Below are 11,414 nucleotides of genomic sequence, written 5' to 3'. Positions count from 1 at the left end.
GCGGCCACACTGCACTCGGTGGACACCCACCAGCCAGCCGCGTCCCCAACCTCACAGGGCAATACACCTAGCGGAGAACGGCTCGCCGCTCGTGGGATCATCGCTGGTAGTCCAGAGTGAGGAGCACGGCATGGCCAAGTTGTGTCTGGCGCAGGAACCCGAGGCCGACGAACTGCTGTCGGAGAGTTCGCTGGCGCTGCTGATCGGGATGCTCCTGGACCAGCAGTACCCGCTCGAGCACGCCTTCCGAGGTCCCAAGAAGCTCGCTGACCGGATGGGTGGGCTGGATATTCACGCGATCGCCGCGGCGGATCAGGCCGAGTTCGAGGAGATGGCCGCCACCCCGCCCGCCATCCACCGCTACGGCCGGTCCATGGCCCGCCGGATCCAGGATCTGGCTCGCTTTGTGATCGAGAACTACGACGGGGACGTGGCCGCGATCTGGACTGCCGGAGATCCGGACGGCAACGAGGTTCTACAGCGATTGAAGGCCCTGCCCGGATACGGCGACCAGAAGGCACGGATATTCCTCGCGCTGCTCGGTAAACAACTGGGCGTGCGGCCGGCGGGATGGGAAGCGGCGGCGGGGGATTACGCCGAATCGGGGTCGCGGCGATCGGCCGCCGATATCGTCGACGGGGAGACCCTGCTCGAGGTGCGGGCGTTCAAGAAACAGATGAAGGCAGCCGCCAAGCAGAAATGACCCGCTCCCCGGTGCGTCCGGTATCAGTGGATCCGGGCCATTCGGATGAGCTCGGCGGCCAGATCTGATTCGCCGACCGGGGTGAGCGACAGATGGCTACCCGCGCTCAGTAGATAGCGGCCGTCGCCGGTGAAATCCAGCCAGGTGCGATGTGCCGGCGGCGGCGACATCGGATCGTCCGGGGTGACGGTGACCGTGAAGAAACCGCGCGCGTCGATGGGCCGGTGCAGGACTGCGCGCAACCGTTCGGCCCGGGCGGCCGCTCGGGCCGAGTCTCCCGGGCCCGGATCCGGGCACAGTACGGCTTCGCGTGGTTCCCGCATAGCGGGGAGGGCTCCGGGCCCGACCGGCCCCAGCGCGGTCGCGAGATATTTTCCGATATTCCGCGCGTGGCAGGCTGTCACGCTCACCTGCCCGGAGTGCGCGCGGATAACCGCGCCCCAGCTACCGAATGCGACAGCGAGCGCCAGGATCGGGTCGGGGCGGCGGTGTTCGCCGTCGAACTCGTCGCCGAATACGGTCACCCGAGTGACGTCGGTGCGAGCGAGAAAGCGCAGCGTACCGGTGAGATCGGCATCGCCGTTGGGCGGAAACCGGCGGTCCAGTTCCAGGGCGGCCCGCGCGCTCTCGGTGGAGGCGGTACCGCGCGGGGCGAGGTCGATCGGATGGGGACGCCGGTCGAGTCCGGTCTCGGTCTGCCAGATATGACCGAACTCGTCCGGCGTGAACACCCATTCCATCAGCGGCTCCCGCCACCCGGCTCGGGTCGGTCCGGTTTCTCGGCTTCGGTGTACTCACCGAAAACCGGAGGGGTGGCCGGTGGGGTGGTGGTCAGGTCCTCGTTCGGCGCGCGCAGATAGTCCGGACCGGTGCGTTCGGGATCGGGCGCGCGCGGCGGTAACGGTCTCGCGACGGTGGGTAGCGGTAGGCCGGCCGGCCGCGCGGTGCGGGCCCCGGGATGCTCGGATCTTTCACTTGCCGCCGCTGTGTCCGGTGCGGTGCTCGCGGCTCCGAATGATTCGCGGGCCGCTTCGGTGGTCGCGCGGGGGAGCACCGACCGCGTGACCTGCTCGGGATGGCCGGGTCGCTGGGAGGGGCCGGGATCGGAACCTGTCGCGGAGAGGGGCGACTGGGTCGTCGCGGGCGCGGACGAGATGATCGGGCCGCGGTTGCCGCCGACGGGGGCGGCCGAGGATGAGTGTCGGCTGGTGGCGTCTGTGCCGATAGTTCCCACCGGAACCTCTCCACCCGGCGGCCGCTGGTGCGGTACCGCCGCCCGGGCGGCGACCGTATGTGGGTCCGGACCCGCGATCGTCGCGGCCGGAGTGGCGGGCTGTGCTCGCGACGGCTCGGTGACGGCCGCGCTATCCGCGGCAGGCGGTTCCACGGCGGCCCCTGCCGCGGGAGCAGTGGTGGCCGTGGCGGGGGCGGTACCGTTCGTCCCGGGGGCGCCTGCCGCTTCGGAAACAGGTTCGGGCGTTGTGGGCTGTGCCGATAGATCGGAGTCCGGTCGTGGTTTATCGGCCGGGGGGCCGGTGTGTTCCTCGCCCGGCACGGCACCGAATGTGCCGGGACTCTGATCGGTGCGCCGCCCGTCCGGGCCGTCCTCCGCTCCGCGTGCTCCGTCGACCGGGCCGGCCGACGGGCCCGCGGGTGGCGGTGCTTCGGTACCCCGGCCGACCGGGGTACGGAGTGGGTCGGAGTCCGTGAGTGGGTTCGTCGCGGACGGAGCGGAGGGATCCGGCGATGTCGATCCCGCGGAGGGCGCGCCCGCTGGGCGTTCTCCGCCCACCGGGATGGTGAAGCGCGGAACGCTGTCGCCGCTGGCCGGGATAGTCGGGTTGTAGCCGAAGGTCATCGTGTCCTGGGCGTCGGCCGTCAGCGCCGCCGCGGCCGTGTTGTACGTGGTGCGCCGCTGCGCACCGGCGGCGGCTTCGACAGCAGGGTCGGGATCGGGCAGGTAGGGGCCCGGCGGCGGTGGTATGGCCGCGCGAACCGATTCGGCGGCGGCGGAATCCGCGGAGAGCAATTGTTCCACGATGCGGCAGACCCCGACGGCATCGTCACCGGCCCGGACGAACGCGGCCGCCGCCTGCGCCGCGGCGGTCGCCGATTGTCCCGACCAGCCGCCGGAGAACCGGGTGAGGTCGCGCGCGAATTCGTCGAACGCGGTTTCCACCGTGGTCGCGGTATGACCCCAGGTATCGGCGAGCCGGCTCAGTTCCGCCGGCGCCAGGACCTCATGTGCCAGGTTCCAGATCTGCTGATGGGTGTACGCGTCGAATATTTCACGGTCGGGCACATAGGCGGGATCCGTGCCCGCCCCTGTCGTGCTCGGCTGCCCCTGCTGCGCCACTATCGGCCCCCTCGATCGTTCGATCCGGCGCGCCGGTCAGGCGCGTCGGACCGCATGGTTTCAATTCTTCTGCACCCCTGCATAATTCGATATACTGCCGCATGTCATGCGGTATCCGCCACCGTCCGGGCGAGGGCCGCGCTATTGGCGGCATCGGCTTCGAGGAAGAGTGAAGCGGCTGCCAGATATGCGGCCTTGTGCCGCAGCGCGGTCTGCTCGAAGGCGCTGAGGGCGTCCAGATACTCCTGCCCTTTCGCCGCGAATCCCCGGGTCAGTGCATGGCCCGAGGGCAGATCCGGAAAGCCGCGGACCGCGGTGAGTGGCGCGGCTCCCTCCCGTGCCTGCCGCATCCGCTCCGCGAGCCGATCGCAGGAATCGGCGAGGCCACGGGCCGCTTCCTCGGACATATGGAACTCTCCGGACCGCGCCGCCTCGTACAGGCGAACAGCTGCCGATTGCCCCAGATCTGGTACAGGCATCCTTTTTCCCCCTTCGGTCTCCCCACCGTGTGCTCGGAGCATAGCAGCGGAAAAAGGCGCGGACCAGGTTCTTCGCGCTGCGATGGCCGGGCCGCGTGGGGATCCGGAGGGTGGGCGAGTGGAGCTCGGCGTGCCGGCCGGAAAGTCGGACGCGAATATTCTCCGTCCTCGCGCGGAGAATGGCCCCCCGAAAACGACGGGAAATATTCTCCGGGAGTTCACGGGAAATACTCCGGTGTCGCCGCGCCGGTATTTCCCGCGTCATCGCGGAGAATTCAATTCGGCTCCGTTCCGAATTCACTGCGGAGTAGGTACGAGGCCGATACCACACCCAGGGGCGTCCGAGAATGACCGTGCAGCGCCGGGAGGCGGACGGTGGATCACCGAAATATAGGGGCGGAGCAGGGGAAACGGCCGAACTCAGGATACGAAGATCCCGGAAACCTTGGTGTTGCGACCGGGGAGATGTTAATTTATTTGTTATGTCTACCAGCAGCGCCGACTCGCGGAAGGTCCCCTACGTGACCGCCGCTCTGGGTCTGCGACTGCCCCTCACCCGTGAGTTGTGTTGCCACCGCTACTGCGGTTGAGCGATTTGGATCTCCCAACCGCCTCGTTTCAGTTGTAGGCATATCCCGTTCCGCGGGAGATATTCATCGAGGAAATTCATATGGCTGTCCGCACCGCTGAACGCACCGCGTCGCAAGCTTCCACAGTTCGTACCCGAGTTCCCCGTCCGGTCGTAGCCCCTGATCTGCGGTTATCGGATAACCCAGCCGCCGCCGTGCTCAGGGCCGCCACCACCGGCCCGGTGTTCCGGGACAAGACCGCACGCGCCACCGGGCTGAGTATCGCCACCGTCAACCGGCAGGTGTCATCGCTGCTCACCGCCGGTCTACTTCGTGAGCGTGCCGATCTGACCGCCTCCGGCGCGGTCGGTCGGCCCCGGGTGCCGTTCGAGGTCGATCACGATACGTTCGGAACCCTCGGGGTCCACATCGGCGCGGCCTCCACCCGGATCGTGGTCTCGGATCTGCGTGGCCGGATCCTCGGCGGTCTGACCATCGCCACCCCGCAGACGGGGCAGGAGTTCGCGGTCAAGACCGTCGCGCACAGCGCGAAATCCTTCCTGCAGCGCTGGTATCGACGCAATCCGCTATGGGTGGGGGTCGCCATCGGCGGCCGGGTCGATCCCGGTACCGGTGTCGTCGACCATCCGAAACTGGGCTGGCAGACCGCTCCGGTGGGTGCGGTGTTCAGCGAGGTACTCGGCCTGCCGGTGACGGTCGCCCCGCACGTCGAGGCGATGGCCGCGTCGGAACTGCTACTGCCCGGCGTGAGCCAGGAGACGGCGGAGGACCACGGCCGGGCCGCACACGGCAGCAGTCTCTACTTCTACGTCCGTGAGACCGCCGGTATCTCGGTGACCCTGGACGGCCGGGTGCACACCCCGAGCAACGGACCGGGTTCCATCGCGCATCTGCCCACGGGCTCCGATGTCGAATGCTCGTGCGGCCGGCGCGGTTGCTTGGAGGCGACCGTCGGTGACCGTGGACTCCACGCGCGCGCCGTCGGCCGGGGAATCATCCCCGCGCACAACGGGAAAGCCAGCTCGACCATCGCCGATCTCTACCGGGCGGCGGCGCGCGGCTCCGAACCGGCCCGCGAATTGCTGGCCGAACGGGCGACGGTGCTCGGCCGGACGGTGGCCCTGGTGCGGGATATGCTCAACCCCGACCGGGTGGTGCTCGGTGGTCAGGCGTTCACGACCTACCGCCCCGGCCTCGCGCATGTGGCGCGCGCCTTCAACGAATCCACGGTGCTCCCGCCCACGGATATCCGGGTCACCGGGTACGCCTCGAAGGTGCAGGAGTTCGCTGCTGTCGTCACCTCGCTGAGCGCGCTGTACGCCGACCCGCTCGCCGCGCTGCGGCGGGTCACGGCATGAGGCGCTGACGGCCCCGGACGTGCCCCGTGCGGCAACCGCCGCACGGGGTTTTCACGTTATTTCGCGGGGAACAGCGATTCGATCGCGGTGATGAAATACGGGAAGTGCACGGCGAAGCGGTGTAGGTCCCGGTCGCCGTCGAAACCACCGAACCAGTACAGCCCGGGGTCGTCGTCCGCGGACGGGTCGATATCGCGGAAGGTGCGGACCCAGTTGTCGGCTCGGCTCCAGACCACCATGTAGGACAGTCCGCGGGAGAACACGAGTTCGCGATCACCGGGTGGGATCTGCCGGCTGGTCACCTGCTCCAGACCCTTCTGCAAACCGCGGACCTGCGCGGTCAGCGTCCGGCCGAAAGCGGTGCGTACCGGCAGGAACCGCTGGGCGGTGAGCAATCCGCCACCGGCCAGCGCGATCGCCACACCCACCAGGGCGTGGCCGCCCAGTAGCGCGGCGAGGACGGTCACCACCGCGCCCAGTACGACCAGTCCGCCGCCCAGCCACAGCGGGATCCGGCGACGGACCGGATCGATGAAGGCGCCGCGTTCGACGGCGTCGGCGACCATGGCCCGCCGCAGCGATTCGGCCGGCAGCCGGCCCGGAACGCCGAGTTCGGCCATCGTGACCTCGTCGGTGCCGGGTGGCAGCAGTGCGTCGTAGACAGTCCGTTCATAGGCACGCAGCTGGTCGTCGGCCGGATTCACCCGGACCATCCGCCACTGTGTCTCACCGGTCCGCGCGATCCACAGATAATTGCGGACCGCCAGATCCACCACCGTGGCAGCGATATCGGTCGGATCGGCGTGGCCGTCCAGCAGTACGCCGGCCTCGCCCGGCAGGATACCGGCCGGTGAGCTGAACTGGGTCCGCCCGCCGCTGCGCACCAGCGGTTCCATCGGGTCGGCGGGGACCGACTGCCGCCGCACCCAGAAGATGTAGGCGGCCAGGGCGGCGAGCGCGGCCAGCAGCAGGCCGAAGGCGACGAGCACCGGTCCGGTCACCGCGAAGGGTGAATCGCCGGGACCGGTGATATCGGCGTTCGGCGGTACGGTGCCGGGCGGGATCTGCAGGGTCAGATCGACGGATTCGCCTTTGCGCAGATTCGTCTGGTCCAGGTACATGACGCCGTCCGGTTCGATCCGCACCTGTGCGCAGGGCCGGGTAGCACCGATCGGGCCGAGCAGACATTCCACGATGCCCATCTCGAAACTGGGGCTGATCAGCGAGGCGTGGATTTCGGCGAGATCGACGTTGAGCACCCCGAACCAGCGGAAGACCTGGCTGCCCTCGGCATCACTCACCGTATTGCGCACCGAATACTCGATGGTCGTCTCTCCGGGGCCCGCGTCGACGGTGAACAGATCGTCGGCGATCGTCGCGCTGCCCGGTCCGCTGGTCTCGATATCGGTGACCGCGAACCGGCGTTCGGAATCCTCGCTGATCTGCACCCGCAGCGGGAGCGTCATGGTGAATCGCTCACCGGGCGGAACCGTCACGCGCTCGGTCACTTCCAGCACGCCCTCGCGGTTCAGCGTCATATCCAGGTACAGGATCGAACCGGCCGGCTCCTGGGCCCGCGCTGTCGGCGTGCTCGGCCCGAAAGCGGCGAGAAGTCCGGTCAGTGCGAGCAGCAGCGCGAGTGCGCCCCCCCGAAATGTGAGCATGACTCGTTACCTTAGACAGCTTGCTATCCTGCGTCAGCGGCTGTTGGTGATCGGAGAATGCGAGGGGGTCCGGGGGAGTGACACAACCACCTTACGGACGCGGACCGGTACCTCCTGGCAGGCAGCCGATACCGCCGGGCGGCCGGCCACAGTACGGTCCCCGGCCGGGTGGACCGCCGCGGCCGCCCTATCCGGGACCTCGCCCCGGATACCCTGCCGCCCCGGGATATCCGTACCGGCAGCCCGGCTACCCGCCGCAGGGCCCGATGGCCGGCTATCGGCCGATCGTCGCTCCGCCCATGCCGCCGCCGGTGCCCTATCGGCTGCCCAACGCGCCGCGGCCGCGCACCCGCCGTCGCAGTGGCAGTACGTTGCTGCTGGTTCTCGCCGTGATCGTGGTGCTGGTCGGCGCACTGGTGCGAGGGGCGCTGAATTCCGACACTTTGCGAGTGCTCGGTCCGCAGCCCGAGCACAGCTACGACACCGGCGAAACCGGCCCCGCCCAGACGGGGACGAATCCGCTGCTCACCGATGCCGATGCCACGCTGATCCCCGCGGATTGCGAGTACTCGCCGTGGTCGGCCGAGGAGGATACGGCCCGGGCGTTCTTCGAGAGCGCCGGGAGATGCCTGGAGTCGGCCTGGCAGCCGGTACTCGAGGACGCGGGTCTGCCGTTCGAGCCCCCGACCGTGCTGGTATCGGCGAGTACCGACGGCATCACTACACCGTGCACCGGCTCGACCAGTAATTTCGCCGCTTTCTACTGCCCGGCGAACCGGACCGTGTATATGCCGATCAGCCAGTTGCAGACCGACTACTACGAGGACAACTGGGTGGTCTACCTGTCGGTGTTCGCCCATGAGTACGGCCATCACATCCAGAACATGTCCGGGATCCTGCTCGCCGCCAACAGTGCCCGTGTCGACGCGGGCGCACGCAGCACCGAGGGGCTCGAACTGTCGCGGCGGGTGGAGTTGCAGGCCAACTGTTTCGACGGGATGTATCTGGTGTCCGCGGCCGACGGCGGTGCGCTCACCGGTCAGCAGCTGACCGACGCGCGAACCGATGCCGATCACCGCGGCGATCAGCACGGCGATATGCGTGATCACGGCACTCCGGAGAACGGCGGACGCTGGTTCGGGCTGGGCGTCGAGCACAATCTGACCGCGGAGTGCAACACCTTCACCGCGGCGGCCGGCGCGGTGAGCTGAGTCAATTCGCGGACGATCGCGGTTCGCGGATCCGCGTGCGGAGGTCCATCGCCCACTGGGTCCTCTCGGCCGGGGACTTGTCGGGCCCCATCAGCTCTCCGAGGATATGTCCGAAACATGCCGCGTCGAGCACCCTTTCGGCGACGGTCATCGGATCACCCCAGGGCAGATACGGTTTCGCCAGCAGTAGTGAGGCGATACCGTGCGCCGCTGCCCATAATTCGAGTACCAGCGGTGTCGGATCCGCGCGGTCGATCAGCCCGTCGGCCATCGCTTCTTCCACCGTCGTGGCGAAATACCGGAACGCGCCGCTGGTCAGGACCATGTCCACGGCGCCCTGGTGGGTGGTCGGGATGGTCGCGAGCCGGTACTGCTCGGGGTGGTCCAGGGCGAATCGGACGTAGGCGAGGCCGAGCCGGTGCAGCCGCAGGGCCGGTGGGTCCGCCGGATCCACCGCCGCCTGCATCGCGGTGTCCAGCGCTTCGAACACCTCGGCCACCGCGGCCTCGATCAACGCGTCCTTGTCGGCGAAGTGCCGATAGATGGAGGGCGCGCTCACTCCGACCAGGCCCGCGACGGCTCGTATCGATACCGCTCCGACGCTGCCCGTGCGCTCGAGAAGTTCCCGGGTAGCGGCGATGATCTCCGCGCGTAGCCGTCCTCCGGATCCGCGCGGAGATCGTGGCCGCCCGGTCATACGCGCACCGGTGGTTCGGCGGTGGGTGCCGACGCTTCCGCCGGTTCCTCACTGAACCCGATCCGGTCGTGCAATCGGGCCAGTGGTTTCGGCGCCCACCAATTGAGCGGACCGAGCAGTTTCATCAGTGCCGGAACCAGCAGCGCGCGGATGAGGGTGGCATCGGCGAGCACGGTCAGGGTCAAGCCCAGGCCCATCAGCTGGATGAACGACACCTTCGAGGTGGTCAGAGCGCCGATCACGATCGCCATCAGCACAGCCGCGGCGGTGAAGATACGGCCGGTGCGGGCCACACCGATGGCGACGGACTCGGTGTTGTCCTCCTCCGCGTGCTCCGATCCCGTGCGTCCGGCCCGCCGGCGCAACCATTCCTCACGGATACGGGACAGCAGGAACACCTCGTAGTCCATGGATAGGCCGAAGGCCAGGCAGAACATCAGGATCGGCATGGTGGGCACCAGATATCCGACCGCGGTGAAGCCGAGCAGCCCCTCCAGATGGCCCTCCTGGAAGATCCACACCATGGCACCGAACGCGGCGGTCAGCGAAAGAGTGTTCAGCAGTAGGGCTTTCAGCGGAAGGACCAAGCTGCCGGTGAACAGGAACAGCACCACGAACGTCGACAATACGATGAGCAACCCGGCCAGCGGGAGCCGGTCGGCCAATGCGCCGAGCGAATCCTCGTTCACCGCGGCCGAACCACCGAACACGGGCGGGGCGGGTGCGTCGACCGCCCGCAATGCGTCCAGCTGGTCGCCGCCGGCGGGGGAGAAGGGATCCAGTGACGAGGTGACGGTCAGGTAGGTGCCGGTGTCGTTGCTCATACCGGGCGGGGTGGGCGCGAGCCGGTTCCCGGAGACGTACACGCCGGAACTGGACAGTACGGCGTTGACGCCGTCGACCTCGGACAGCCGGGCCGCGTATTCGCCGACCCCGCGCCCATCGCGGTAGCCGTCCAGCACGATCGCGGTGTTGCCGCCGGGATCGGCACGGGGGAACTCCGCGCGGATCTCGTTGCCCACCTGCCGGCTCGACGCCGAGTTCGGCAGCACCCGCTCATCGGGATAGCCGAATTTCACCGAGAGGAACGGTGAGCCCAGCGCCAGCAGCAGTGCCACGATCACCACGGCGACCGGGACCGCGGCCCGCATGACCCGCTTGACCAGCCGGTACCAGCCGGTCTGCTCCGGTACCAGGGCGCCCAGCGGCGCGGGTTCGCGGCCGAACAGCCGCAGTATCGGTGCGCGCAGATCGAGCGCGTTGACCCGGTGTCCGAGTAGAACCAGCGCGGCGGGCAGCACCACGATCGACGCGACGGCGGCCGCGACCACGACCGCGACACCGGAGTAGGCGAACGAGCGCAGGAAGTACAGGTCGAAGACGAGCATCGCCGACAGTGACAGCGCCACGGTGACCGCGGAGAACAACACGGTGCGCCCGGCGGTCTGCAGGGCACGACCGGTGGCCGCGCGCGGGTCGAGACCGGCCGCGAGTTCCTCCCGGAACCGGCTGACGATGAAAAGGCTGTAGTCGATGGCCAGTGCCAGGCCCAGCGCGGTGGTGAGGTTCATCGCGTAGATGGAGACGTCGGTGAACAGGGTGAAGAGTTTCAGGATCGCCAGGGTGGCGGCGATCGCGAACAGTCCGACGATCAGCGGCAACGACGCGGCGATCAGACTGCCGAAGACCAGTACGAGCACCACCAGGGTCAGCGGGATCGCCGCGGTCTCGGCGACCGCGAGGTCATGGGTGATCTGGTTGTTGACCTCGTGGAAGGTCGCGGCGGTACCGCCGGCCCGGACGGTCACACCGTCTGCGGTGCCGGTGACCTGCCCGCTGAGCTCTCCGGCGGCCTCCTGGATCTGGGTCTCATCGCCCTCGAAATCGACCGCGATGAGCCCGGATTCACCATCGGTGCTGCGCAGCGCGCTCGCGACCGCCGGTGACGGCGCGGTCCAGTACGACTGGAGCCCGGCGGTGTCCGGCCGGGCTCGTAGGACGTCGATGATCTGCAGGGCGCGACTCCGCACCTGGTCCGCGTCGACCCCGTCGGGAGATTCGACCAGCAGGATGTAGTTGGGCGCGGCACCGTCGAAATTATCGGTGAGCATCTGGGCTGCCCGGATGGATTCGGCGTCTTCGGAGACGAAGCCACCGGATTTCAGCCCGGAAGCCGCGGTGGCACCGAAAATTCCGCACAGCAGTGCGACGGCCAGTGCCCCGATGAGTATGGCGCGCGGAAATCTGGTGGTGAACTGCGCGATGCGTATCAACATGTAGTGGCCCCCGACCTAGTAAGTTAGTGGCGTTAGCGTAACGCTGTTAACACAGATGAGGGAAGGGCCTACCGAACTCC

Annotated in this window: 9 protein-coding genes; 3 read left to right on the top strand and 6 right to left on the bottom strand. The window is 68.3% G+C overall.

Features of this window, described 5'->3' with window-relative positions:
* Positions 1–130: 130 nt before the first annotated feature.
* Positions 131–703 (top strand): HhH-GPD-type base excision DNA repair protein, encoded by a 573-nt coding sequence (locus IEY68_RS27600; RefSeq protein ID WP_058852984.1) that lies wholly within the window; start codon positions 131–133, stop codon positions 701–703.
* 23 nt (positions 704–726) lie between these two features.
* Here the strand turns inward: IEY68_RS27600 and IEY68_RS27595 are convergent, their stop codons facing one another.
* The 3 genes from IEY68_RS27595 to IEY68_RS27585 all read right to left on the bottom strand — a co-directional run bounded on the left by IEY68_RS27595 (position 727) and on the right by IEY68_RS27585 (position 3,538).
* On the bottom strand, positions 727–1,443 hold the full coding sequence (locus IEY68_RS27595; RefSeq protein WP_058852985.1) for an ESX secretion-associated protein EspG: 717 nt from the start codon (positions 1,441–1,443) through the stop codon (positions 727–729).
* On the bottom strand, positions 1,443–3,059 hold the full coding sequence (locus tag IEY68_RS27590; RefSeq protein WP_063916294.1) for a hypothetical protein: 1,617 nt from the start codon (positions 3,057–3,059) through the stop codon (positions 1,443–1,445). The genes IEY68_RS27595 and IEY68_RS27590 overlap by 1 nt, the downstream gene beginning before the upstream one ends.
* A 104-nt stretch (positions 3,060–3,163) precedes the next feature.
* The gene (locus tag IEY68_RS27585; protein ID WP_058852986.1) at positions 3,164–3,538 is read right to left on the bottom strand and encodes a hypothetical protein; all 375 of its coding nucleotides are present in this window, start codon (positions 3,536–3,538) and stop codon (positions 3,164–3,166) included.
* Positions 3,539–4,208: 670 nt separating this feature from the next.
* Here IEY68_RS27585 and IEY68_RS27580 point away from each other — a divergent pair.
* Positions 4,209–5,486, top strand: coding sequence for an ROK family protein (locus tag IEY68_RS27580; RefSeq protein ID WP_082681071.1), 1,278 nt, complete (start codon positions 4,209–4,211; stop codon positions 5,484–5,486).
* Positions 5,487–5,542: 56 nt separating this feature from the next.
* Here IEY68_RS27580 and IEY68_RS27575 read toward each other — a convergent pair whose 3' ends face one another.
* Positions 5,543–7,150, bottom strand: coding sequence for a DUF2207 family protein (locus IEY68_RS27575; protein WP_058852988.1), 1,608 nt, complete (start codon positions 7,148–7,150; stop codon positions 5,543–5,545).
* Between the two features lie 266 nt (positions 7,151–7,416).
* Between IEY68_RS27575 and IEY68_RS27570 the strand changes: the two genes are divergently transcribed.
* Positions 7,417–8,361 (top strand): neutral zinc metallopeptidase, encoded by a 945-nt coding sequence (locus tag IEY68_RS27570; RefSeq protein WP_229719054.1) that lies wholly within the window; start codon positions 7,417–7,419, stop codon positions 8,359–8,361.
* A 1-nt stretch (position 8,362) separates the two neighbouring features.
* On the opposite strand, the gene IEY68_RS27565 is transcribed toward IEY68_RS27570, so the two are convergent.
* The gene (locus IEY68_RS27565) at positions 8,363–9,058 is read right to left on the bottom strand and encodes a TetR/AcrR family transcriptional regulator (protein ID WP_058852989.1); all 696 of its coding nucleotides are present in this window, start codon (positions 9,056–9,058) and stop codon (positions 8,363–8,365) included.
* Positions 9,055–11,334, bottom strand: a complete 2,280-nt coding sequence (locus IEY68_RS27560) for an MMPL family transporter (protein ID WP_058852990.1) — start codon at positions 11,332–11,334, stop codon at positions 9,055–9,057. Before IEY68_RS27560 ends, IEY68_RS27565 begins: the two co-directional genes overlap by 4 nt.
* Positions 11,335–11,414: the final 80 nt, after the last annotated feature.

Origin of the sequence: Nocardia jinanensis, from assembly GCF_014645735.1 — a bacterium.
In the GTDB taxonomy this organism is placed as follows: Bacteria; Actinomycetota; Actinomycetes; order Mycobacteriales; family Mycobacteriaceae; genus Nocardia; species Nocardia jinanensis.
This window is presented reverse-complemented; position numbering and strand designations above follow the sequence as displayed.

What these genes read in the sequence shown, in the direction of transcription:
- IEY68_RS27600 (WP_058852984.1), top strand. Translation starts at nt 131, where the DNA reads ATGGCCAAGTTGTGTCTGGCGCAGGAACCCGAGGCCGACGAACTGCTG.
- IEY68_RS27595 (WP_058852985.1), bottom strand. Translation starts at nt 1,443, where the DNA reads ATGGAATGGGTGTTCACGCCGGACGAGTTCGGTCATATCTGGCAGACC.
- IEY68_RS27585 (WP_058852986.1), bottom strand. Translation starts at nt 3,538, where the DNA reads ATGCCTGTACCAGATCTGGGGCAATCGGCAGCTGTTCGCCTGTACGAG.
- IEY68_RS27580 (WP_082681071.1), top strand. Translation starts at nt 4,209, where the DNA reads ATGGCTGTCCGCACCGCTGAACGCACCGCGTCGCAAGCTTCCACAGTT.
- IEY68_RS27575 (WP_058852988.1), bottom strand. Translation starts at nt 7,150, where the DNA reads ATGCTCACATTTCGGGGGGGCGCACTCGCGCTGCTGCTCGCACTGACC.
- IEY68_RS27570 (WP_229719054.1), top strand. Translation starts at nt 7,417, where the DNA reads ATGGCCGGCTATCGGCCGATCGTCGCTCCGCCCATGCCGCCGCCGGTG.
- IEY68_RS27565 (WP_058852989.1), bottom strand. Translation starts at nt 9,058, where the DNA reads ATGACCGGGCGGCCACGATCTCCGCGCGGATCCGGAGGACGGCTACGC.
- IEY68_RS27560 (WP_058852990.1), bottom strand. Translation starts at nt 11,334, where the DNA reads ATGTTGATACGCATCGCGCAGTTCACCACCAGATTTCCGCGCGCCATA.